The sequence below is a fragment of the Streptomyces mesophilus genome (assembly GCF_040300965.1).
In the GTDB taxonomy this organism is placed as follows: Bacteria; Actinomycetota; Actinomycetes; order Streptomycetales; family Streptomycetaceae; genus Streptomyces; species Streptomyces mesophilus_A.
Map to the genome: position 1 here is coordinate 59,383 of NZ_JBEPEW010000012.1, position 21,175 is coordinate 80,557.

Genomic DNA, 21,175 nt, shown 5'->3' on the forward strand with positions numbered 1-21,175 from the left:
TCTCAGTCCAGGATGAAGCTTTCGAGATACGCGGGGTTCGCACGGTCGAGCATCGACTGCGACCGCGCCTTGATCTGCCGGTCGCTGTGCTCGCTGGCCGGCATCATCCAGAAGCTCCCGGCCTCGATGCACTCGGCCACGAAGTCGGCGACCTCCTCGACCGGCGTGAACTGCACCTCGTGGCCGGCCTCCTTCATCGCCGACTCCCACTGGTCGAGGCTGCGGTACGGCGTCTTGCGCGGCCGCTCCTTGGCGAAGCGCTCGGGCCGGTTGCGGTGCGACTCCCACAGTCCGGTGCGCAGCATGTGCGGTCCGGGGAAGAGCACGGACGCGCCCACCTGGACGCCCTCCGCCTTCAGATGCGCGTACAGCGACTCGGTCATGGTCACGACGGCCGCCTTGGTGACCGCGTACACCGAGGCGGTGGGCAGCGGGGCGATACCGCCATCGCCGGACGAGGTGTTGACCACGTGGCCGGGCTGCCCGCTCTCGATCATGCGCGGCACGAAGGCCTGGATGCCGTGGAAGACACCCCAGACATTGACCGAGAACGCCCACTTCCAGTCGTTGGGTTCGTGCTGCCACATCCGGCCCTCGGCGCCCGAGCCGACACCGGCGTTGTTGCAGAGCACGTTGACGGCGCCGTACGTGTCGTACGCGGCGTCGGCGAGCGCGAATACGGAGTCGCGGTCGGAGACGTCGACCACGCGGGCGAGCACATCGGCCCCGTCCTCGCGCAAAGAAGCGGCGGCCTTCTCCAGGGCATCCTCCTCCACGTCCGCGAGGACCACCTTGAGGCCGCTCGCCGCGAACCTGCGGGCCATCGCGAGGCCGATCCCGCTCGCGGCGCCGGTGACGACGGCGACCTGTCCTGCTTCCAGCTTCATCAGGCGTCGACCTTCCCTGCCTCGGGCGCCTTGTCGCTGCCCTCGGGAGGCCCGTCGAGGATCTGCTGCGGGTCGTCGTAGCGCTGATGGATGTACGGCAACAGGGCCTGGGCGCTGACCCGTTCGACGACCCTGCCCTTCTGGTCGGTGGTCTTCTCACCGATGGTGATCTCCACGATCGTGCGGACGGGGAGATCCGCGATCGGATCGAACATGGACTCCCGAAGCACCACGTCCCCGGTGATCCGCTCCAGCTTGCGCACCTTCTCGTTGCGGGTGCAGTGCACGAGCACCGGATCGGCGTCGAAGCCCGAACCGTCCACGGCGGGAAGGAACTTGAAGTAGAAGTCGGTCTTCGTGGCCGGCTCGGGGATCGGCAGGTCACCGCTGACCGCTCCCCGTACCTCCACGAACGCGATGCCGTGCCGGGCCAGCTTGGCGTTCACGACGAGACCGTCCCGGTCGACGGTGACCTCGCCGAGCTTCTTCGGTTCGCCGAAGACCTCGCGGCCGCCGATCAGCGCCCGTTCATGGGTCATCGGCATGACGAGCGGATACCAGCCCACAACCCCGTCGTGCTCGGCGGCCACCGCGACCGAGCCCGCGCCCAGCGGATATCCGGGCAGGTCGACCTTGCTGATGTTCGCCCGCACCAGGGGCTTCTCGGCGGGCTTGAGCGGTGGCGGAAGGACCGCGGCCACCGCGTCGGGATCGCTCTCCCAGACGGCCACCACACCGGTCGACCAGATGTCGGGGAGCTTGGAACTCTTCTCGCGCGAAGCCTGGATCTCGGCCTCCGTGCGCGCGCCGTACCGTACTCGTGCCATGGCGTACCGCCCTTCGATGGGGGTGTTCCAGCGAGTCTGTAACACTGTTACACCGCCCGCGATGAAGGGTAAAGAGCCGTGCAGGAAACGGAAATTGGGGAGCCGATGAGCAGCCAGCCCAGCTCGCCGAAGCGCGCACTCACCCGGGACGCCGTCCTCGACGCCGCCGCGGCGATGGTCAAGAAGGACGGTCCGCGCGCGCTGACCATGCGCAAGCTCGCCGCCGAACTCGGCACGGCGGTCACCTCGATCTACTGGCACGTCGGCAATCGCGAGTCGCTGCTCGAAGCCCTGGTCGAGCGCACGGTTACCGACCTCGGCGAGATCCGCGCCCAGGGCCGCACCCCCGCGTCCCGCATCGTCTCGGTCACCCGCGCCCTGCGCGCCCAGCTGCGCGGGCATCCGCATCTGGTGGCGATGGTCCATGAACGGGGCCTGACGGAGCGGATGTTCCAGCCGGCGACTCAGGCCCTGGTGCACGAGGTCCATGCGGCCGGACTGCGCGGGACCCGGGCCGCCGACGTCGTACGGTCGCTGCTCTTCCAGGTGGTCGGCTTCGTCCTCGTGGAACGCAATCGCGAACGCGCGCCCGTTCAGTACCCCGGTGACGAGAGCCTCTGGGACGAAGCCACGGCCGAGCACGATCCCGCGCTCGCCAAAGGCCTTACCGGTCCGCCGGATCCGGAGCGGCTCTTCCTGCTCTCCGTACGCGCCATGGTGGACGGCTTGTTGGGGCCGGCGCCACGTTGAGCCCCGGCGGTCCGGAGTGTCAGTCGCGGGCCTTATCCTCGTGAACCATGCTCGAAGACCGCACGACCGCTACGCAGTGGCCGGCCGCCTACCCGTCGGGGTATGCGGTCGTCGACGTCGAGACCACGGGTCTCGCCCGCGACGACCGGATCATCTCCGCCGCCGTCTACCGGCTCGACGCACGCGGCGAGGTCGAGGACCACTGGTACACGCTGGTCAACCCCGAGCGTGATCCCGGTCCGGTGTGGATCCACGGTCTGACGAGCGATGTCCTCGAAGGAGCCCCGCTCTTCCCGGAGATCGCCGAGGAGTTCTCGGCGCGGCTCGAGGGCCGGGTGCTCGTCGCGCACAACGCGGTCTTCGACTGGCAGATGATCGCCCGCGAGTACGCGCGGGCCACGCTCACTCCGCCCGTACGGCAGCGGCTGTGCACCATCGCCCTGTCGAAGGAGCTGGCGCTCCCGCTGCCCAACCACAAACTGGAGTCGCTTGCCGCGCACTTCGGTGTCGTACAGCAGCGCGCGCACCACGCGCTCGACGACGCCCGGGTGCTCGCCGAGGCCTTCCGGCCGAGCCTGCGGGCGGCGGCACGGGACGCGGTACGGCTGCCGCTGCACGAGTGCCGGCCGCTGACCGAGTGGAACGCGCCGCCCGCGCAGCCGGGCATCGGCCACCAGTACCGTCCGCAGGCCAACTGGCGCCAGGCCCGCAAGCTCCCGCCGAGCCCGTACCCGAACCCGGGGCGTTACGAGGAGGGGCGGCCGCTGCGGCAGGGGATGCGGGTGGCGTTCTCGGGCGACACCTCGACCGAGCGCGAGCTGCTCGAGGACCGGGCGGTCGAGGCGGGGCTGCATGTGGCGACCAGCCTGTCGCGGCTGACGAGCCTGCTTGTCACGAATGATCCGGATTCCGGTACGTCCAAGGTCGTCAAGGCGAAGAGCTTCGGCACCCCGATCGTGGACGAGGCGGCGTTCGGCCAGCTGCTGCGGGATGTGGAGCCCGCGGCGGGCACCCCTGGGAAGCCCGGGCAGCTGTCCGGGTGATTATCAGCCCGCACGCCGCATGCCTCGGCGGCGAGGCGGTGTGCGGGTCCCACTCTGTGGCGCATGGCACGTTGTGAGGTCTGCGGAAACGACTACTCCATGAGCTTCGAGGTCCACGCCCAGGGCGCGGTCCACGTCTTCGACTGCTTCTCGTGCGCCATCCACCGTATGGCGCCCATCTGCGAGCACTGCCGGTGCCGGATCATCGGCCAGGGCGTCGAGGTCGAGGGGCACTGGTACTGCGGTGCGCACTGTTCGCGCGCGGAAGGGCAGGTGGGCATCGTCGACCGGGTGTGACCGCCTCGCGTCCTGACCGCTTACCGACCGATAACGCCCCCTACGGGACCCCTCCCGCAGGGGGCCTTCGTATGCCGGGGTACCGTCGTCGGCGTGTACCGCTTCCTGTTGACCCGGCAGTGGGTGTTCGTCACCCTGCTCGCCCTCGTGCTCATCCCCGTGATGATCGAGCTGGGCTTCTGGCAGCTGCACCGGCATCAGGCCCGCGTCGCACAGAACGCGCTGATCGCGAAGAGCCTCGACGCGAAGCCCGTCCCCGTCGAGGAGCTCAGCTCGCCGGGCGAGACCCTGCCGCGTGCCGACTACTGGCGCCGGGTCACCGCGACCGGCCGCTTCGACACCGGGCACGAGGTCGTCGTCCGCCGCCGCACCAACTCCGACGACCGGGTCGGCTTCCACGTCCTGACCCCGTTCGTGCTCCAGGACGGCAAGGTCGTCCTGGTGAACCGGGGCTGGGTGCCCACGGCCAGTGACCAGAAGGCGTTCCCGAAGGTTCCGCCGCCGCCGTCGGGCGAGCTCACGGTGACGGGCCGTCTGATGGCTTCGCAGACCACGGACGCCAGCGGCATCAAGGACCTCAAGGGCCTGCCGGACCGCCAGGTGATGCTGATCAGCAGCGAGCAGCAGGCCCAGCTCCTGAACAAGGAGGTGCTCGGCGGCTACATCGAACTGACCCACCCGGCGACCGACTCCCCCGAGCAGCTCCCCGAGCCGGACCACGACTCGATCGGCAACCACTTCGCGTACGCCATCCAGTGGTGGCTGTTCACGGCCGCCGTCCCGGTCGGCTGGGTCTTCCTCGTACGACGGGAAGTACGCGAACGGCGCGAGCGCTCGGCCGCCGCATCCGAGGAGCAGACCGAAGCGGTTCCGGCCTGACCCCCCACTCCCCTTGTCGGGGCGTGCACGGCAGGATGGGTCCATGGATCTTGGACTGAAGGACCGTGTGTACGTCGTCACCGGAGCCACCCGCGGCCTCGGATACGCGAGCGCCGCCGCCCTTGTCGCGGACGGTGCGAAGGTCGTGATCACCGGGCGTGAGGAGAAGGCCGCCGCCGAGGCGGCCGCCGCGCTCGGCGAGAACGCCGTCGGTGTCGGCGCCGACAATGCCGACCCGGCCGCCGCGCAGCGTCTGATCGACACCGCGCGTGAGCGCTTCGGCCGCTTCGACGGCATCCTCATCAGCGTCGGCGGCCCCGCTCCCGGTACCGCCGCCTCCAACACCGACGAGCAGTGGCAGGCGGCCTTCGACTCCGTCTTCCTCGGCGCGGTACGGCTCGCACGCGGCGCGGCCGCGGAGCTCGGCGAGGGCGGCGCGATCGGCTTCGTGCTTTCGGGTTCGGTGTACGAGCCGATCGGCGGTCTCACCATCTCCAACGGACTGCGCCCCGGACTCGCGGGCTTCGCCAAGTCCCTGTCGGACGAGGTCGGCCCGCGCGGCATCCGCGTCCTGGGCCTCCTGCCCGGCCGGATCGCGACGGACCGCATGCGCCAGTTGGACGGCCTGGCCCCCGACCCGGACGCGGCCCGCGCCGCCAACGAGTCCCGCATCCCGCTGCGCCGCTACGGCACCCCGGAGGAGTTCGGCCGCGTGGCAGCGTTCACCCTGTCGCCTGCGGCTTCGTATCTGACGGGTGTGATGGTGCCGGTGGATGGTGGGGCGCTGCGGGGGTTCTGATCCTCAGCGGGTTGTCAGTGGTGCCGGTGGATGGTGGGGCGCTGCGGGGGTTCTGATCCTCAGCGGATTGTCAGTGGGGGCCGATAGCCTGAGAAGGGCTTCGGCCCCCGGGCGGGCGGGGACTGTCCACCGGTGCACGTCAACTCACCCGCTGCGCCCGCCTCTTCACCGCCCCCATCTCCACCTCCGCCGGCAGCCGGTCGAGCCCGGCCGAATCCCGCGCCGTGGTCAGCGCCTCGTACGTGAGGTGCTGCAAGGTCTCGCGGGGAGCCGCATGCGCCTCCAACACGAGATGGACCTGCGCCGAAGGCGCATTGCGCCGCCCGACGAGCAGCACATCCGCCCGCCCGACCCCGTCCAGCTCCTCCGCGGCACCCGCCAGTACACCCGCCAGAGCCCGTGCCCGCAGCAGCGCCCCCTGTCCGTCCCCGCTGTCCACGAGCACCTCGGTGAGCCGGTTGCGCCGGACCTGGGCGACAAGCGACCACACCATCAGACCGAACAGCGCGCCCAGCGCCCCGAACACGGCCGGCCACCACCAGGTGTCCTGCCGGAACCGGTCCCGCGCGGACTCGGCGAGCAGCACATCGCCCTGGGCGTCGTAGAACCACCACGACGGCAGCGGCCCGCCCGCCCCCGCGATCAGCACGCTGACGCCCACGACCAGGAGCGCGAGCCCCACAAGCCCGAGCAGCACACGGTTGGCTATCCGCAGCATGGCCTCAGCCCTTCCCCGGTCGTGACACCGTCACCGACAGCGCGGGCCCCGCGACCAGGCCGAGGGACTTGATGCCGTCGCCGAGCGCGGTGTCCAAGTCGGCCCGTACCTCGTCGAGTTCACGGAAGTGCGAGACGGCCCGCACATCGACCTTCGACCGGTACACGCGTACCCGCACCGACTGCACACCGGACACCTCCATCGCCCGGTCCCGCAGGACGAGCGCGGCGGCGGCGCTGTCCAGCCACGCGCGGACGTCCGCGTTGCCGCTGCGCATCGGCAGTGCGGAACGGTGTCCGGGGGCAGCCGCAAGGACCAGGAGCCCGATCCCGAGCACCACGACCACCGCGGCCCCGGCGAGCACCCAGGGATCGTCCAGCGTCCTGACCGCGAGCTGACCGGCGAGCTCCTTGCGCCAGGCCATCGCGGACTGTTCGGCCCGTACCGCCGCGAGGTCGTAGATCAGCAGTCCCGCGCCGGCCGCGAGCAGCAGCGCGAGCACCGCCGCCGGGATCCGGCGCACGGACCACAGCCGGCCGCCGTCACCGTCCTCCTCGGGCGTGACCACCGGGCCGTAGCGCGCGGCGGAGGCCGACTGGTCCAGCTCGGACTGCGCCCGCTGCAGCACCTCGGCCTTCTCCAGGACGGGCAGGCTCCGTGTCGTGCCCTCGCTCTCGGGACCGGGCGGCGCCGCCCGCCCTTCGGGTCCTTCGCTCATCGTGTCCTCCCCACCGCCTGCGTCCGCACCGGATGCAGCCGCTCCACCTGGACCGCCACCTCGGGCACGGTCATCCCCGCCAACGCCTCTACCCGCCGGGCGACTTGACGACGCACGGCCGCGCACTGGGCGCCGATGTCGCTCGGGTAGCCGAGCTCGAGCGTGATGCGCGCCCGCACGACCGGTTCCCGCACGCGCACCGCGGCCTGTGGCACCCGGCCGGCCGCGGGCAGGCCCGGGCCGAGCGCTTCACGGGCCGCGTACGCGGCGATCTTCTCCACGACCCGGTCGGCGATGGTGGTCGCGCCACGGTCGCCCGGGGGCACCGCCCGCACGCCGGGACTGCCGGGACTGCCGGGACTACCAGGACTACCCGCCGCAGCCATCAGCGCCGCCGGTCGCCGCGTGACTCACCGCGGCCGCGGAAGAGATCGCCCAGGTCCAGATCTCCGTCCGCGTACCGCCCGACGAGAAACCCGAGCGCACCGAGCGCCGCCACGAGCAGGAACGCGCCGAACCCGCCGAAGTACGCGGCGAATCCGAGCGCCATCCCCGCGAGCAGCCCGATCGAAGCCCTGCTCATCGCTCACCCTTCTCACGTCCGCGTCGGTATGTGCCGGGCCCCGGGCGGCAGCCGGAGGCCCGGCGACCGTGGCCGGGGCTCACCTCGGGAGGTCTCACTGGAGCCGCGTTTCGTCGTCGTCCTCCTCGTCGGGAAGCTTCACATCGCCGACCGCGATGTTGACCTCCACGACTTCGAGTCCGGTCATCCGCTCGACGGCGGCGATCACGTTCTCGCGTACGGCGCGGGCCACATCGACGATCGAGACGCCGTAGTCCACGACGATCTCCAGATCGAGCGCCGTCTGCACCTCGCCGACCTCGGCCTTGACGCCCCGTGTCACCGACTTGGCGCCGGGCACGCGGTCGCGTACGGCGCCGAAGGTCCGCGACAGACCCATCGCGTGCACACCGACCACATCACGGGCCGCGAGCCCGGCGATCTTCTCGACGACGCCGTCGGCGATCGTGGTGCGTCCCCGTGTCGCGGGATCGCCGCCGCCCCGCTTCTTCACTCCCGTGCCGGTCTGTTCCTCAGACGCGGCCTCCAACGTGACTTCCTGGCCCGGTTGTACGGTCTCGGTCATCGCCTGTCCCCTCGCCGCCGATTGCGCTCCTTCGCCCACGGTAAGTGCGGGTGCCCCGTCGGTCACCGGGCAAGCTGCATCCATGGACGGTTTGGCACAGGCGATACGTCAACAACTGGGCCTGGGACGGCTGTTGGCGCTCGGCGGACCCGCCGACGGGGCGTGGATCGCGGAGTCGGCGGCGCGCGCGGTCCTGGTACGTGCCGCCGCCGCGTTACGGGGAGTGCGCCTCGATGCGGTACGCCTCGCACTCGCCGACCCGGACGCGGCCGCCGAGCCGGTGGTGCCCGGACCGCCGAGTGCGCTGCCGCCCGGGCCGCTGCGGATGACGGCCGAGTGCGCCGCGTCGGCGGATGAGCCGTTGCCGGTCGTCGCGCAGCGGCTGCGGTCGGGGCTCGCGATCGCCGCGCACGGGCTCGGCCTGGTGGTCGAGTCGGTGGATCTGCGGATCACGGAGCTGGTCGAACCCGAGGAGCTCACGGCCGCAACCCCCGTGCCGGGCAGGCGCGTTCGGACCGGCCGCACCGACCCCGGCAGCGACCCGGCCGCCCGCGCCGCCCTGGCCGTACCGGGAGTGACCCGGCTGACGGGGACGCAGGCGGGCACGGGCCGCGCCGTACTGGTGGAGGAGCGCCGCTCACCCGGTGCGCTTGCGGCGCGCCACCTCCGTATCGACCTGGCGACCGCCGCGCACCACAACGCACTCGAGGTCGCCCTGGCCGTCCGCCGCGCCGCTTCCGCCGCGCTCCCCGACCGGCCGACGGTGGCGGTTCTGGTCACGGAGATCGACGGACTCACGTAGGAGTACGGGGCTCGCGTAGCCGACAGGGCTCGGTACGGGAACGGGACGTCAGTCGCCCAGACCCGCCAGATCCCGCAGCCGCCGCGCCTGCGCCGCACGCTCGGCGACGCGCTGGTCCTCGTAGGAGCGGCTCACCGCACCCTGCAGCAGCGCCTTGGTCTCGACGACCGCATCGCGCGGCGCGGCGAGCAGGGCGCCGGCCAAATCGCGTACGGCGGCGTCGAGTTCGGTTCCGGGCACGACGAGGTTGGCGAGGCCGATGCGCCCCGCCTCGTCCGCGTGCACGAAGCGCCCGGTGACACAGATCTCCAGGGCGCGCGCATAGCCGACCAGACCGACCAGCGGATGCGTGCCGGTCAGATCGGGGACGAGCCCCAGGCTGGTCTCGCGCATGGCGAACTGGGCGTCCTCGGCCGCGACCCGCAGGTCACAGGCGAGCGCCAGCTGGAACCCGGCGCCGATCGCATGCCCCTGCACGGCCGCGATGGTCAGCACATCGCTGCGCCGCCACCACGTGAACGCCTCCTGGTACTCGGCGATGACCGCATCGAGCTCCGCGTCACCGCCGCGCGCCATCTCCAGGAACGAGGGCTCGCCCTCGAACCCCTCCGGTGTGAAGGCCTGCCGGTCGAGACCGGCGGAGAACGACTTGCCCTCCCCGCGCAGGACCACCACGCGCACGCTGCCCGGCAGCGCCCGGCCGGCCTCGGTCAACGCCCGCCAGAGTGCAGGACTTTGGGCGTTGCGCTTGGCCGCGTTGGCCAGGGTCACCGTGGCGAGCGTGTCGTCGATGGTGAGCCGGACGCCGTCCTTGTCGAGGACGACGGTGCCGGAAGTGTCGTACGAGGTCATGAGCGTCTCCGCGTGGCCGCAGTCAGAAACAGCAATGAAGTGACTGCACAGTAACCACCCGGTCGGCCATGCGACCGACCGGGTGGCCACCGCACCACTACCGAAGACCTCTGGGCAGCGGGAGGGTCAGGCTGTCGCCTTCTTGCCCCGCGTCGCCCCGCCGCGTCCCCGCAGCGTGACCCCGGACTCGCTGAGCATCCGGTGGACGAATCCATAGGAGCGGCCGGTCTCCTCGGCCAGCGCCCGGATGCTCGCACCGGAGTCGTACTTCTTCTTCAGGTCTGCCGCGAGCTTGTCGCGCGCGGCGCCGGTTACCCGGCTGCCCTTCTTCAGAGTCTCGGCCACCCGTGCCTCCTCATGGGAAGTGCGCTCTGGACTTCTCATGATCACCCCTCTTGAGCGTCCTGGCCACCCATTCGGCAAGGTCCGTCCGGCCGGAATCGGCGCTTCCAAGCGGGTCCTCACAAACGGAGGGAATGAATCCGGTGATCTCGGTTCACTCGGTCGAACACGTCCATGAACGAACCGGCAGGTCAAGGCGCACAAGGTCACGGTCAACCGCACACGGCCAGGCCATCCCTTGATCCGGTGTACGACACACCGCGGTACTAGGCGATCTCACTCATACGAAGGATCACGCGTCAGCAGAATGATCCAGACGAAGTGGATCAGGCTCGTCCTCCCGTGTTCGGGACGAGCCGTCCCGAGGCCGCACCGCCGCGAGGCGCTGCCCGCGCGGCCTTACGCGAGCGCCACCAGGTCCGCGTAATCCGCGCCCCACAGGTCCTCGACGCCGTCGGGCAGCAGGATGATGCGCTCCGGCTGCAGCGCCTCGACCGCGCCCTCGTCGTGCGTGACCAGGACGACCGCGCCCTTGTACGTGCGCAGCGCGCCGAGGATCTCCTCGCGGCTGGCGGGGTCGAGGTTGTTGGTGGGCTCGTCGAGCAGCAGCACGTTGGCGGAGGACACCACGAGCGTCGCGAGCGCGAGACGGGTCTTCTCGCCGCCGGACAGGACGCCGGCCGGCTTGTCGACGTCGTCACCGGAGAACAGGAACGAGCCGAGCGTCTTGCGGACGTCGACCAGATCGAGGTCGGGGGCCGCGGAGCGCATGTTCTCCAGAACGGTGCGCTGCGGGTCGAGGGTCTCGTGCTCCTGTGCGTAGTAACCGAGCTTGAGGCCGTGGCCGGGCGTGACCTCGCCGGTGTCGGGCTGCTCGACGCCCGCGAGGAGGCGGAGCAGGGTGGTCTTGCCCGCACCGTTGAGCCCGAGGATCACGACCCGCGAACCCTTGTCGATCGCGAGGTCCACATCCGTGAAGATCTCGAGCGAGCCGTACGACTTGGACAGGCCCTCCGCGGTCAGCGGGGTCTTGCCGCAGGGCGCGGGCTCGGGGAAGCGCAGCTTGGCGACCTTGTCGTTCACGCGCACGGCCTCGAGGCCGGAGAGCAGCTTCTCGGCGCGGCGGGCCATGTTCTGCGCGGCGACCGTCTTGGTGGCCTTCGCCCGCATCTTGTCGGCCTGCGAGTTGAGCGCCGCGGCCTTCTTCTCGGCGTTCTGCCGCTCGCGCTTGCGGCGCTTCTCGTCGGCCTCGCGCTGCTGCTGGTAGAGCTTCCAGCCCATGTTGTAGACGTCGATCTGGGAGCGGTTGGCGTCCAGATAGAAGACCTTGTTGACCACGGTCTCGACGAGGTCGACGTCGTGGGAGATCACGATGAAGCCGCCGCGGTACGTCTTGAGGTACTCGCGCAGCCAGACGATGGAATCGGCGTCGAGGTGGTTCGTGGGCTCGTCGAGGAGCAGGGTGTCGGCGTCCGAGAACAGGATCCGCGCGAGCTCGACACGGCGGCGCTGACCGCCGGAGAGCGTATGCAGCGGCTGGCCGAGCACCCGGTCGGGCAGTCCGAGCGCGGCGGCGATGGTCGCCGCCTCGGCCTCGGCCGCGTATCCGCCCTTGGTGAGGAACTCGGTCTCCTGGCGCTCGTACTGCCGCAGCGCCTTCTCGCGCGTACCGCCCTGGCCGTTCGCGATGCGCTCCTCGTTCTGGCGCATCTTCGTGATCAGGGTGTCGAGGCCGCGGGCCGAGAGGATCCGGTCGCGGGCCAGCATGTCGAGGTCGCCGGTGCGCGGGTCCTGCGGCAGATAGCCGACCTCACCGGAGCGCGTGATGGTGCCGCCCGCGGGCTGGCCCTCGCCGGCAAGGCACTTGGTGAGGGTGGTCTTGCCGGCGCCGTTGCGCCCGACCAGACCGATGCGGTCGCCCTTGGCGACGCGGAAGGTGGCGCTCTCGATGAGGACACGGGCGCCGGCGCGCAGCTCGATGCCGGTTGCGGTGATCACGGGACAGACTCCAGGCAGGGTGGGAAGACGGCGGAAAGGACGACAGGGCTGAGGGACGTGTCGACGCCGCCTAATGCACGAGGAGAATGGCCATACGGCAATTCTAGCGGTGGGGGGCAACTGCTTTTGGGGCCGGTGCGGCGGTCCGCGCCTTACGGCAGGTCATTGCCCATCGGGCGCCGGTGCGGGGCGATCCGGCCGAGGTCGTCGACCGCGACGACCTGCAGCGGCCAGGCTGCCGCGTCGCCCGCGCAGGGCTGCGCGAGCAGCCATGCACGGCCGTGACGTACCCCGCGTTCCGGCGCGAAGGCGCAGCCGCGCCGGGCCGGCAGCACCCAGCGCAGATCGCCGTCCGCGCTGCGGTAGGCGGTGATCCGCTGCGGGGTCACCACGGCCACCATCCGCGCCTCGGGGTCCAGGGCTCTCAGCACGCCTCGCGCCCCGCTCTCGCGCAGCCGGCCGGCCCCTCCGGGAATGGCCCGGTGCCAGCGCACCGCGCTGCCGTCGCGCACCGTGTCGGTGATCAGCCCGTCGTCCCAGAGCGTGACCGCGTGCCCGGTCGCGGGCAGCAGCGTGAGCGGCCGGCGCCCGTCGCGGGCGTGGGTCCAGCGGGTACGGCCGCTCTCCGCGTCGTACCCGCGGACCGCACCGCCCTCGATACGGAGCCGGGCCTCGCCCTCGGCCGCGGCGGCGTACCGCACCAGACGGTCGCCGAAGGGGGCGGGGCGTGCGTCATGGGCGGCGGTGATCAGCGGGGCGGCCGCGGCGAGGGCGAGCGCAAGCGGGAGCATCAGGCGGGACGTGCGGCGCGGGGGGCGTCGGGGTCCGGGCGGCCGGGGCGGTGCGTACGGGCCGCCGGCCGGGCGGCCGTCGGCGCGGGGCTCACGCTCCACGGCGGCAGGGGCTCCGGTCCGCATCGGTCCGCCGCTCACATAGGCCCCCTCGTCACTGCTCTTCGCCGGCCTGACCGCACAGGGCGCGCGGCCTCGGGTCCGGCGCAGAGCGTAGTCCCGGCGCCGCGCGCGGGCGGTCCGGAAGGCGCCCGACACGGCAGGCCGGCGGCCTCGGGTCGCCCGTTCGGTCCTCTGCCCACGCCCGTTGCGACCGGTCGTAACAGGATGAAGGAGCCGAGCCTCCGATATCGGCCTAAGGATGGTGCGCCCGTGCAGTTCGACGACAACGCCAATCTGGACACCTCGGAAGTCAGCGACGTCCGCGGCAGCCGGATGAAGAGCAAGGCGGCCATCGGCGGCGGATTCGCCGGCATCATCGCGCTGATCATGGGGCTCTTCTTCGGTGTCGGCCCGGACAATCTGGGCCTGACCTCGGGCAATGACGACCCCACGGACACCGCGTCGAGCGCCGCGCAGGTGCAGCAGACCTGCCGGACCGGGCAGGACGCGAACACCAAGGACGACTGCCGGATGGTCGCGGTGGTCAACAGCGTGCAGGACTACTGGCGCCAGGAGTTCCCGCGCCGCAACGCCCGCTACGGAGACGCGCAGACCGTGTTCTTCTCCGGTCGCGTCAACACCGCGTGCGGCGCCGCGACCTCGGCGGTCGGGCCCTTCTACTGCCCCGGGGACCGGAAGGTCTATCTGGATCTGGGCTTCTTCAACGAGCTGCGGACCAAGTTCGGCTCCAGCGGCGGCCCGTTCGCCCAGGCCTATGTGGTGGCGCACGAGTACGGCCACCACGTCCAGAACCTGGCCGGCACGCTGCAGCGCGCCCAGGACGGGCGGACCGGCGCGAACAGCAATGCCGTACGGGTCGAGCTGCAGGCCGACTGCTACGCGGGGGTGTGGGCCAAGCACGCGACGAGCACCCCCGACGAGGCCACCGGCCGGCCGCTGATCACCTCGCTCACCGACGCGGACATCCGCGACGGTCTGAGCGCGGCGGCCGCGGTCGGCGACGACCGGATCCAGGAGCGGTTCCAGGGGCGGGTGTCGCCGGAGAACTGGACGCACGGCTCGGCCGAGCAGCGGCAGCAGTGGTTCTACCAGGGTTACCGCACCGGCGACATGGCCCAGTGCAACACCTTCCGGTGACGGCGGGCGGCGCCTGATCCGCGCGCGACGGGATTGTCAGTGCCGGGTGCCAGACTGGGCCACAGGTCACATCCGCATGGAAATCCTCTGAGGAGTGGATCCCCATGGCACAGTCACCGACCATCGTTCCCACCCTGCTGTACGCGGACGCCAAGGCGGCGGTCCGCCAGCTCACCGAGGCCTTCGGTTTCGCCGAGGCCGCGCTGTACGAGGGTGAGGGCGGCGTCGTCGAGCACTGCGAGCTCACGTACGGCAACGGCGTGGTGATGTTGGGCTCGAAGGGCCGCGGCGGCGTCTTCGCCAAGGCGATGGAGCAGGCCGGGCCCGCCGGTGTCTTCATCCACGTCGACGACGTGGACACCCACCACAAGCGCTCCGTGGAGCACGGCGTCGAGATCCTGATGCCGCCCACCGACCAGGACTACGGATCGCGGGACTACATGGCCCGCGATCTCGAGGGCAACATCTGGAGCTTCGGGAACTACAGCCCGCAGGCAGGCTGAGCTCCGTCCTGCCGACGGGGGCGCTGCGCCGCTGAGCGCTGTCAGGCCCCGCCGGTGTGGACCTGGAAGGCCGCCCGCCGTACCGCCTTGGCGAGAGCCGGGTCGGGGTGGGCGGCCGCAAGCGCGACCAGGACCTGGACGGTACGGGGGTGGCCGACCGCGCGGATCTCGGCGAGCAGCTGCGGGATCGTCGGCTGCACCGCCGCTTCCAAGTGCCGTACCAGCAGGGTGGCTTCACCGTGGTCCGCGACCGCCGCGGCCGTGTCCACCCAGAGCCAGGTGGATTCCTCGCGGGTGAGCACCGTGTGCACATCCTCGGGGTCGTAGCCCTCGTGCTCGGCGAGCCAGATCAGGGCGTACGGACGCAGGAGCAGCTCGTCGGAGGCGGCGCGTACGTCCGGTTCGGCGGGGGCGCCGACCACGCGCAGGGCTTCGAAGGCGAGACCTCGCAGCAGGGAGTCGTCGCCGCGGGCCGCGTCGAGGAGTTCGGTGACGGCGCTGCCCACGGGGCGCGCGGCCAGCCAGGCGCGGTATTCGGCGCGGGCGGCGTTGGGGCGCAGACGGGCGCAGCCGCGGAGCATGCCCTCGGCGTGCTGCTCGATGTTCCCCGCGGGGCTCTGCGCGGCCACGATGATCTGTTCCAGCTTGACCCAGACCGCCCAGCTGCCGAGCGGTGTCATCGTCGCCTGGTCCGCGTCGAGGGTCAGTGCGCCGACAGCGGCGAGGCCGGTGAGCGCCCAGTCGAGCAGCGGGGCCGAGTCCGTTTCGGCGGGGACCGGTTCGGCCTGCGGTCCATACGGGATCTCGCAGCGCTCGTCGCGGAGTTCGGTGACGCGCTGCTCGAGGAGGTCGAGCAGCTGCGGCAGCGGGAGCGGGCCCTGGGAGAGCTGCAGCACGGACAGCAACTGCGGTACGGCCTCGATCACTTCGGCCACCGCGGCGGGTGCGAGTTCGGCGGGCGCCGGGTGCACCAGGGACCATGCGTCGAACAGGGCGACCCACCCGCGCAGGACCGCCGAGTCGTCCCGGTCCCAGGCGCGCAGCCGCCAGCCCGGACGGGCACTGTCGCCATGCACCTCGATCAGGCCCGCCAGACGTGCGGTGTCCCAGTCGGTGCGCACCTGCCGGGGAGTCAGTCCGAGTGCCGTGGCGGCCTGTTCGGCCGCGTCCGGGGTGAGGGCTCCGCCGGGTGCGGTGCGCAGCACGTTCGGCTGTCCCCCGCTGCCGGTGTCCCCGGCCCAGCGGGCGATCCGCGCGGCGGCGGCCAGGCCCTTGCGCGCCATCGTGGCGAGCTGCGCGGGGGCGGGTGTGCCCTCGGGCGGCCTGGGGGCGGGGCGGCGCCGGGCCTTGGGGGGCTGTGCTGCGGGGACGGGCGCCAGGGGGCGCGGGCGGACGAGTCGGAGCCTGGAGTCGCGCGGGTTACGGGACGTCACAGGGTGCAGTCTTCCCGCTCCGACCCCGAAAACCCAATCGGGCGTCCGGTGTGGGAGCTTCGCCCTGATCGGACCCCATCGGGGGACTACGGCTCGTGATATCCCGCAGGCGCCTCGCACACCTGCTAGGGCCTGCCCTGTGGACAAGGCCCGGCATGGTCCAAAAGGCGCTCTAGAGCAGCGGGGTGAGGAAGCGGCGCATGGTCTCCTCGTAGCCGCGCGGGTCCGCGTTCCACATCGCGCCGTGCGGGGCGTCTGGCACCGTGTGCAGGGTGATCAAGTCCGGGCGGCGGGCGGCGAATTCACGGGTGGCGGCCCAGGGCGCGAGGGTGTCGTCGGGGCCGTGGAAGACGAGGACCGGGACCTCGATGCCGTCGGGTACGGCCGCGCCCCTGGTCCGGTCGCCGCTCAGTCCGGTGCGGCCCTGTGCGGCGCGCACCGCGAGCGGCAGCAGCGGCGAGGGCGTACGGCTCGCGGCGGCGAGCGCGCGGACCGTGCTCTCCCAGTCGAGGACCGGCGAGTCGAGGATCAGTCCGCTGATGCGGTCGCGCAGGGCGGAGTGGGCCAGCGCGTGCAGCGCCATCGTGGCGCCCGTGGACCAGCCGTGGACGACGATGTTCCGTGCGCCGTAGCGGACGGCGTAGCGCAGGGCCGCGTCCAGGTCGCGCCACTCGGTCTCGCCGAGATGGGCGAGACCGTCCGGTGAGCGGGGTGCGCCGAGGTCGCCGCGGTAGGCGAGATCGAGTACGGGGATCCGCATGCCGTGCAGGAACTCCATGACGACCATGGGGTGTTCGCGCGTGGCACCCAGGCCGTGCACGGTGATCACCCAGGTGTCGCGGTGCGCTGGCACGAACCATGCGGGCAGCCCGCCGAGCTCACCGGGGATGTCGACATCGGCGTGGTCGAGGCCGAGCGCGGTGCGCGGGTTGCCGAGGTGGACCTGCGGGGTGAGCCACACCTTGGCGCCGGCGTCGAGGGTGCCGTGGGTGATGCGGTCGAGGCGCCGTACGACGGTGTCGGCCGTGTGCGGGGCGTCCTCCATGACCGGTCCGACGACGGCGTGGCAGCCGCGGCCGGTCAGTCCGTAGACACCGGGGCGCTGCGAGGCGAGGTCGCGGGTCAGCGCGACCTGGTGGCTCGACGTGGCGTGCACGGTGAGGGCGGGCTCGGTGGGCAGCGGTCTGCCCGGCTCGACCTTCAGAGCGGCATCGCTTGCGTGGCGGCCGGCCGCGAGCATGGCCGCGCCGGCACCGATCAGGGCGGTGACGGCTGCTGCCGTCGCGGTTGCGGGGCGCACGGGTCCAGTGTCGGTGCGTCACGGGTTGTCGGCCAGTGGGCGGGGTCCTTGTTCGGGTCCGGTCTCCTCCGGACCCGGCATCCGAACTTCGTTCGGATCTCTCCTCAAACGCCGGAGGGGCGGGGTGGGCTGGATGATTGCCCGTACCCCTTGAGCTTCTCCCCCACCTCCAGCAATTCGCCCTCGGAAAGCAAACGCGGTGCGCGTCCCGGTACCGAGTTCGCGGTCAGCCAGAGGTGGCAGAGCCATTCGAGTTGGGCCGTGCGGTCGTAGGCCTGGGCGAGAGTGGCTCCGTATGTGACCGTGCCGTGGTTCTGCAGTAGACAACCTGTGCGATCGCGAAGTGCGCCCAGCATGTTCTCGGCCAATTCGTCCGAGCCGTAGAGGGCGTACGGGGCGACACGGACCACTCCGCCGAGGGCCGCGGTCATGTAGTGGACGGGCGGCAGCTCGTCGACGAGCGTGGAGACGGCCGTGGCGTGGACGGCGTGGGTGTGCACCACGGCCAGCGCCTCCGTCGAGCGGTAGACCGCGAGGTGGAGAGGGAGTTCGCTGGTCGGCGAGAGCGCGCCGAGCACCTGGCGGCCGTCGAGGTCCACCGCGAGCGCGTCCTGGGGCCGCAGCCGCTCGTACGGGACTCCGCTCGGCGTCACGAGCACCAGGTCGCCGACGCGCACCGAGACGTTGCCCGAGGTGCCGACGACAAGGCCCTCGTCCGCCGTCCTGCGGGCCGTGGCGACCAGCGTCTCCCAGGCTTCCGCCACCGCCACCGCCTGCTCCCGCGCCTGTGCTTCCCGCGCTTCCCGCTCACCTCGCACCATGCGGCGATCCTGCCAGGGACGGACCGGGGGCACAGGGGCCGGGCACTGTAGTGCGGAGCCCGGCGCTCCGAAAGGGCGCAAATGCGCATTCATACGGTTCTCTCCGGATTGGCCGAAGATCGACGGGCATCGGCCGACGTAGCCGTAACCTCTGGGGGATTTGTCATGCACGTCGCCATCCGGGGGGAAATATGGCTCGTGGCAATGCGTCACGCCGTCGAAGCCGTCGCCTGAGCGTCCTTGCCGCGTCCGCGGCGACGCTCGCGCTGGGGGGAACCGCGCTCATCGAGGCGCCGGCTTCCGCGGCCTCGAAGCCGAAGGGGCACGATGTCTCTTCGCATCAGAAGAACGTGAACTGGCAGAAGGCCAAGTCCAAGGGCGCCAAGTTCGTCTACGTGAAGGCGACGGAGTCGCACACGTACAAGAACCCGTACTACAACCAGCAGTACAACGGCTCGCGCAGCGCCGGACTCATCCGCGGCGCCTATCACTTCGCCCTGCCGAACAAGTCGTCCGGCACCACGCAGGCCCGCTATTTCGTACGCAACGGCGGCGGCTGGCGCTCCGACGGCCGGACGCTGCCGCCGGCGCTCGACATCGAGTACAACCCGTACAGCAAGAAGAAGTGCTACGGACTGAGCAAGTCCAAGATGGTCGGCTGGATCCGCGCCTTCAGCAACGAGGTGCTCCGGGCGACCGGCCGGCGGCCCGTCATCTACACCAATACGAACTGGTGGAAGGCCTGCACCGGCAATTACTCGGGGTTCGGGGCCAATCACGCACTGTGGCTCGCGCGGTACGGCTCCTCGCCGGGGCCGCTGCCCGCCGGGTGGTCGTATCCGACCTTCTGGCAGTACGACAACGGGGGCACGCTGCCGGGTGATCAGAATCTCTTCAACGGGTCGACCGGAGGCTTGAAGAAGTTCGCCCGAGGGCGGTAAGCCCGGGTTTGCAGGGGTTGGCGTCTTTTGCCCGAGCTCGCGGCGGGCGCCACCCCTCAATCCGGCCACCCGGGCGCCCGGCCCAGTTCACCTTCCGTTCACCCAGGTTGCCTACGTTCGTCCAGCCACTGACATCGAACGATTGCCTGGGTAAATGGAACACTTCACGCTGCTGCTTGCGATCGTGATCGCCGTAGCTCTCGTGTTCGATTTCACGAACGGTTTCCACGACACCGCCAACGCGATGGCGACAACCATTTCGACCGGCGCCATGAAGCCCAAGGCGGCGGTCGCCATGTCCGCCGTTCTCAATCTCGTCGGAGCCTTCCTCTCGGTGGAGGTCGCCAAGACGATCTCCAGCGGCCTGGTGAGAGAGGACGGGATCCAACCCGAGGTGATCCTCGCGGCGCTCGTCGGCGCCATTCTGTGGAACCTGCTGACCTGGCTGGTCGGCCTCCCCTCCAGTTCCTCGCACGCCCTCATGGGCGGTCTGATCGGTGCCACCGTCGCCTCGATCGGCTTCGGCGGGGTCAACGGCGATGTCGTCGTCACCAAGGTCCTCATCCCCGCGATCGCCGCGCCCGTCGTGGCCGGCCTCGCCGCGATGCTGGCGACCCGCCTGACGTACAAGCTCGGCAAGAACGTCGGCGAGAAGTCCTCTGCCAAGGGCTACCGCGCCGGTCAGATCGCCTCCGCCGGTCTGGTCTCGCTCGCCCACGGCACCAACGACGCCCAGAAGACGATGGGCATCATCACCCTGGCCCTGGTCGCCGGAGGCGCGCTCGCGCCCGGCTCGAACCCTCCGGTCTGGGTGATCGTCTCCGCCGGTCTCGCGATCGCGCTCGGCACCTACCTGGGCGGCTGGCGCATCATCCGCACCATGGGCAAGGGCCTCACCGACCTGCAGCCGCAGCAGGGCTTCGCCGCCCAGACCTCGGCCGCCGCGGTCATCCTCTCCTCGTCCAACCTGGGCTTCTCGCTCTCCACCACGCACTCCTGCTCGGGTGCCGTGATGGGTGCGGGTCTCGGCCGCAAGGGCGGCGTCGTGCGCTGGTCCACCGCGACCCGGATGTTCGTCGCGTGGGGTCTGACCCTGCCGGCCGCCGCTCTGATGGCCGCGGGCGCCGAGTTCGTGGCCCGTCAGGGCGACTGGGGAGTCGCGGTCGTCGCGGTCTTCCTGGTGGTCTCGTGCGCGGCGATCTGGCTGTACTCGCGCCGCCAGGTCATCGACCACACGAACGTCAACGAGGTCGAGCCCGTCACCGAGGAGCCCGGCGTGGTGACCACCGCGATCGCCGCGGTGACCCCGCCGCCGACCGTCGCCGCGGAAGCCGCCGAGGCCCTCGACGCCACGGACGCCCCCGCCGTCAAGACCACCATCCCGGCCCGCGCGCCTGCTGCCGACTCCACGCAGCCGGCCGGTGCGACCGCCTGACGCGGCTCGCCCGACTAGTTAAGGAATCAGCAGTATGAAGATCGACTGGGCAGCTCTCGGCTCCGTCTTCGGCGTCAGCCTTCTGGCCACGGTGCTTCTCGTGGGCCTGTTCACCCTCGGCATCATGGGCCTCTCCAGGCAGGAGGCGGCCACCGCTCAGGGCGGTTCGGCGGCGCTGGCCCGCACGGGTGCGTATGCCTGCTTCGCGCTGTGCGCGGCGGCGGTGGCGTACGGGATCTTTCTGATCGTCACCTGAGGCACTCCGCGCCACACGGCACGGCCGCCCCTTGCCCGGACCTCGTCGGTCCGGGCAAGGGGCGGTTTCGCGTGCGCCGGTGTGTGTCTGGGCACACTCTTCCGTCGCAGGTCAACGCCGAGTTGACGGGTGTTCGCGGTGCGTGGTGGACTGCCGGAGCCAATACGGCAGCAGTAGAGGAAGCCGGTGTGAATCCGGCGCGGTCCCGCCACTGTCACCGGGGAGTTGTCCCCGGGAGCCAGGAACTCTCGCAGCCGTTCACGTCGAACCAGGGCGCGGACACCCTGAGTGAGGACATTTCGCCATGCCAGGCTGCATCGCTCTGCCAAGTACCCCAAGTTCCTCCTGTACGAAGGTTCTTCGAGGCGTATCGGC

General features: G+C 71.1%; 25 protein-coding genes and 1 riboswitch. Of the genes, 11 read left to right on the forward strand and 14 right to left on the reverse strand.

Annotated features, from left to right (window positions below; translation table 11 throughout):
- Positions 1-2: 2 nt before the first annotated feature.
- A complete protein-coding gene (locus ABT367_RS07165) occupies positions 3-887 on the reverse strand; it encodes an SDR family NAD(P)-dependent oxidoreductase (RefSeq protein ID WP_352250448.1) in 885 nt (294 codons plus the stop codon).
- On the reverse strand, positions 887-1,714 hold the full coding sequence (locus ABT367_RS07170; protein ID WP_352250450.1) for an acetoacetate decarboxylase family protein: 828 nt from the start codon (positions 1,712-1,714) through the stop codon (positions 887-889). The genes ABT367_RS07165 and ABT367_RS07170 overlap by 1 nt, the downstream gene beginning before the upstream one ends.
- Before the next feature lie 105 nt (positions 1,715-1,819).
- On the opposite strand from ABT367_RS07170, the gene ABT367_RS07175 reads away from it, so the two are divergent.
- The 5 genes from ABT367_RS07175 (at position 1,820) to ABT367_RS07195 (ending at position 5,482) form a co-directional block, all read left to right on the forward strand.
- On the forward strand, positions 1,820-2,464 hold the full coding sequence (locus tag ABT367_RS07175; RefSeq protein WP_352250452.1) for a TetR/AcrR family transcriptional regulator: 645 nt from the start codon (positions 1,820-1,822) through the stop codon (positions 2,462-2,464).
- A gap of 47 nt (positions 2,465-2,511) precedes the next feature.
- Positions 2,512-3,507, forward strand: coding sequence for a DEDDh family exonuclease (locus tag ABT367_RS07180; protein WP_352250454.1), 996 nt, complete (start codon positions 2,512-2,514; stop codon positions 3,505-3,507).
- A gap of 63 nt (positions 3,508-3,570) precedes the next feature.
- Positions 3,571-3,804, forward strand: coding sequence for a hypothetical protein (locus ABT367_RS07185; protein ID WP_165336597.1), 234 nt, complete (start codon positions 3,571-3,573; stop codon positions 3,802-3,804).
- Positions 3,805-3,897: 93 nt separating this feature from the next.
- A complete protein-coding gene (locus tag ABT367_RS07190; RefSeq protein ID WP_352250456.1) occupies positions 3,898-4,683 on the forward strand; it encodes an SURF1 family cytochrome oxidase biogenesis protein in 786 nt (261 codons plus the stop codon).
- A gap of 43 nt (positions 4,684-4,726) precedes the next feature.
- Positions 4,727-5,482, forward strand: coding sequence for an SDR family oxidoreductase (locus tag ABT367_RS07195; RefSeq protein WP_352250458.1), 756 nt, complete (start codon positions 4,727-4,729; stop codon positions 5,480-5,482).
- 139 nt (positions 5,483-5,621) lie between these two features.
- On the opposite strand, the gene amaP is transcribed toward ABT367_RS07195, so the two are convergent.
- The 5 genes from amaP to ABT367_RS07220 form a co-directional block, all read right to left on the reverse strand.
- Positions 5,622-6,200: an alkaline shock response membrane anchor protein AmaP gene (gene amaP / locus ABT367_RS07200; protein WP_352250460.1), complete on the reverse strand. Its 579-nt coding sequence runs from the start codon at positions 6,198-6,200 to the stop codon at positions 5,622-5,624.
- A gap of 4 nt (positions 6,201-6,204) precedes the next feature.
- On the reverse strand, positions 6,205-6,918 hold the full coding sequence (locus ABT367_RS07205) for a DUF6286 domain-containing protein (RefSeq protein ID WP_352250462.1): 714 nt from the start codon (positions 6,916-6,918) through the stop codon (positions 6,205-6,207).
- The gene (locus ABT367_RS07210) at positions 6,915-7,304 is read right to left on the reverse strand and encodes a hypothetical protein (protein WP_352250464.1); all 390 of its coding nucleotides are present in this window, start codon (positions 7,302-7,304) and stop codon (positions 6,915-6,917) included. Before ABT367_RS07210 ends, ABT367_RS07205 begins: the two co-directional genes overlap by 4 nt.
- Positions 7,304-7,501, reverse strand: coding sequence for a hypothetical protein (locus ABT367_RS07215; protein ID WP_093614553.1), 198 nt, complete (start codon positions 7,499-7,501; stop codon positions 7,304-7,306). Before ABT367_RS07215 ends, ABT367_RS07210 begins: the two co-directional genes overlap by 1 nt.
- Positions 7,502-7,595: 94 nt before the next feature.
- Positions 7,596-8,066: an Asp23/Gls24 family envelope stress response protein gene (locus ABT367_RS07220; RefSeq protein ID WP_352250466.1), complete on the reverse strand. Its 471-nt coding sequence runs from the start codon at positions 8,064-8,066 to the stop codon at positions 7,596-7,598.
- Between the two features lie 82 nt (positions 8,067-8,148).
- Here ABT367_RS07220 and ABT367_RS07225 point away from each other — a divergent pair, with 82 nt between their 5' ends.
- Entirely contained in the window at positions 8,149-8,868 is a 720-nt protein-coding gene (locus tag ABT367_RS07225) for a nucleopolyhedrovirus P10 family protein (protein ID WP_352250468.1), read from the forward strand.
- A 48-nt stretch (positions 8,869-8,916) separates the two neighbouring features.
- Here the strand turns inward: ABT367_RS07225 and ABT367_RS07230 are convergent, their stop codons facing one another.
- From ABT367_RS07230 to ABT367_RS07245, 4 genes are all read right to left on the reverse strand, one after another.
- Positions 8,917-9,720, reverse strand: a complete 804-nt coding sequence (locus tag ABT367_RS07230) for an enoyl-CoA hydratase/isomerase family protein (RefSeq protein WP_352250470.1) — start codon at positions 9,718-9,720, stop codon at positions 8,917-8,919.
- 126 nt (positions 9,721-9,846) lie between these two features.
- Positions 9,847-10,065, reverse strand: a complete 219-nt coding sequence (locus ABT367_RS07235; RefSeq protein WP_185035675.1) for a helix-turn-helix domain-containing protein — start codon at positions 10,063-10,065, stop codon at positions 9,847-9,849.
- A 396-nt stretch (positions 10,066-10,461) separates the two neighbouring features.
- A complete protein-coding gene (locus ABT367_RS07240; protein WP_352250471.1) occupies positions 10,462-12,060 on the reverse strand; it encodes an ABC-F family ATP-binding cassette domain-containing protein in 1,599 nt (532 codons plus the stop codon).
- Between the two features lie 152 nt (positions 12,061-12,212).
- Positions 12,213-12,992 (reverse strand): hypothetical protein, encoded by a 780-nt coding sequence (locus ABT367_RS07245; RefSeq protein ID WP_352250472.1) that lies wholly within the window; start codon positions 12,990-12,992, stop codon positions 12,213-12,215.
- A gap of 231 nt (positions 12,993-13,223) precedes the next feature.
- Between ABT367_RS07245 and ypfJ the strand changes: the two genes are divergently transcribed.
- Together ypfJ and ABT367_RS07255 are read left to right on the forward strand one after the other, a co-directional pair.
- Entirely contained in the window at positions 13,224-14,111 is an 888-nt protein-coding gene (gene ypfJ / locus ABT367_RS07250) for a KPN_02809 family neutral zinc metallopeptidase (protein ID WP_352250474.1), read from the forward strand.
- Positions 14,112-14,215: 104 nt separating this feature from the next.
- Complete coding sequence (locus ABT367_RS07255; RefSeq protein WP_352250475.1) at positions 14,216-14,614, forward strand: VOC family protein; 399 nt, start codon at positions 14,216-14,218, stop codon at positions 14,612-14,614.
- Positions 14,615-14,655: 41 nt separating this feature from the next.
- On the opposite strand, the gene ABT367_RS07260 is transcribed toward ABT367_RS07255, so the two are convergent.
- The 3 genes from ABT367_RS07260 to ABT367_RS07270 all read right to left on the reverse strand — a co-directional run bounded on the left by ABT367_RS07260 (position 14,656) and on the right by ABT367_RS07270 (position 18,168).
- Entirely contained in the window at positions 14,656-16,047 is a 1,392-nt protein-coding gene (locus tag ABT367_RS07260; protein WP_352250477.1) for a hypothetical protein, read from the reverse strand.
- 172 nt (positions 16,048-16,219) lie between these two features.
- Positions 16,220-17,347, reverse strand: coding sequence for an alpha/beta hydrolase (locus tag ABT367_RS07265; RefSeq protein ID WP_352250479.1), 1,128 nt, complete (start codon positions 17,345-17,347; stop codon positions 16,220-16,222).
- 104 nt (positions 17,348-17,451) lie between these two features.
- Complete coding sequence (locus tag ABT367_RS07270; RefSeq protein ID WP_352250481.1) at positions 17,452-18,168, reverse strand: class II aldolase/adducin family protein; 717 nt, start codon at positions 18,166-18,168, stop codon at positions 17,452-17,454.
- A gap of 191 nt (positions 18,169-18,359) precedes the next feature.
- Here ABT367_RS07270 and ABT367_RS07275 point away from each other — a divergent pair, with 191 nt between their 5' ends.
- From ABT367_RS07275 to ABT367_RS07285, 3 genes are all read left to right on the forward strand, one after another.
- A complete protein-coding gene (locus ABT367_RS07275) occupies positions 18,360-19,109 on the forward strand; it encodes a lysozyme (protein WP_352250483.1) in 750 nt (249 codons plus the stop codon).
- Between the two features lie 154 nt (positions 19,110-19,263).
- Positions 19,264-20,544 (forward strand): inorganic phosphate transporter, encoded by a 1,281-nt coding sequence (locus ABT367_RS07280; RefSeq protein WP_352250485.1) that lies wholly within the window; start codon positions 19,264-19,266, stop codon positions 20,542-20,544.
- A gap of 34 nt (positions 20,545-20,578) precedes the next feature.
- Positions 20,579-20,800, forward strand: a complete 222-nt coding sequence (locus ABT367_RS07285; RefSeq protein ID WP_352250487.1) for a hypothetical protein — start codon at positions 20,579-20,581, stop codon at positions 20,798-20,800.
- Positions 20,801-20,930: 130 nt separating this feature from the next.
- A riboswitch (cobalamin riboswitch) is annotated at positions 20,931-21,069 on the forward strand.
- The last annotated feature ends 106 nt before the right edge of the window (positions 21,070-21,175 follow it).

Excerpts from the sequence above, each read along its gene's own strand:
- ABT367_RS07270 (WP_352250481.1), bottom strand. The coding sequence starts at position 18,168 with ATGGTGCGAGGTGAGCGGGAAGCGCGGGAAGCACAGGCGCGGGAGCAG.
- ABT367_RS07180 (WP_352250454.1), top strand. The coding sequence starts at position 2,512 with ATGCTCGAAGACCGCACGACCGCTACGCAGTGGCCGGCCGCCTACCCG.
- amaP (WP_352250460.1), bottom strand. The coding sequence starts at position 6,200 with ATGCTGCGGATAGCCAACCGTGTGCTGCTCGGGCTTGTGGGGCTCGCG.
- ABT367_RS07175 (WP_352250452.1), top strand. The coding sequence starts at position 1,820 with ATGAGCAGCCAGCCCAGCTCGCCGAAGCGCGCACTCACCCGGGACGCC.
- ABT367_RS07255 (WP_352250475.1), top strand. The coding sequence starts at position 14,216 with ATGGCACAGTCACCGACCATCGTTCCCACCCTGCTGTACGCGGACGCC.
- ABT367_RS07285 (WP_352250487.1), top strand. The coding sequence starts at position 20,579 with ATGAAGATCGACTGGGCAGCTCTCGGCTCCGTCTTCGGCGTCAGCCTT.
- ABT367_RS07170 (WP_352250450.1), bottom strand. The coding sequence starts at position 1,714 with ATGGCACGAGTACGGTACGGCGCGCGCACGGAGGCCGAGATCCAGGCT.
- ABT367_RS07165 (WP_352250448.1), bottom strand. The coding sequence starts at position 887 with ATGAAGCTGGAAGCAGGACAGGTCGCCGTCGTCACCGGCGCCGCGAGC.
- ABT367_RS07275 (WP_352250483.1), top strand. The coding sequence starts at position 18,360 with ATGGCTCGTGGCAATGCGTCACGCCGTCGAAGCCGTCGCCTGAGCGTC.
- ABT367_RS07215 (WP_093614553.1), bottom strand. The coding sequence starts at position 7,501 with ATGAGCAGGGCTTCGATCGGGCTGCTCGCGGGGATGGCGCTCGGATTC.
- ABT367_RS07230 (WP_352250470.1), bottom strand. The coding sequence starts at position 9,720 with ATGACCTCGTACGACACTTCCGGCACCGTCGTCCTCGACAAGGACGGC.
- ABT367_RS07225 (WP_352250468.1), top strand. The coding sequence starts at position 8,149 with ATGGACGGTTTGGCACAGGCGATACGTCAACAACTGGGCCTGGGACGG.
- ABT367_RS07220 (WP_352250466.1), bottom strand. The coding sequence starts at position 8,066 with ATGACCGAGACCGTACAACCGGGCCAGGAAGTCACGTTGGAGGCCGCG.
- ABT367_RS07195 (WP_352250458.1), top strand. The coding sequence starts at position 4,727 with ATGGATCTTGGACTGAAGGACCGTGTGTACGTCGTCACCGGAGCCACC.
- ABT367_RS07210 (WP_352250464.1), bottom strand. The coding sequence starts at position 7,304 with ATGGCTGCGGCGGGTAGTCCTGGTAGTCCCGGCAGTCCCGGCAGTCCC.
- ABT367_RS07280 (WP_352250485.1), top strand. The coding sequence starts at position 19,264 with ATGGAACACTTCACGCTGCTGCTTGCGATCGTGATCGCCGTAGCTCTC.
- ABT367_RS07185 (WP_165336597.1), top strand. The coding sequence starts at position 3,571 with ATGGCACGTTGTGAGGTCTGCGGAAACGACTACTCCATGAGCTTCGAG.
- ABT367_RS07205 (WP_352250462.1), bottom strand. The coding sequence starts at position 6,918 with ATGAGCGAAGGACCCGAAGGGCGGGCGGCGCCGCCCGGTCCCGAGAGC.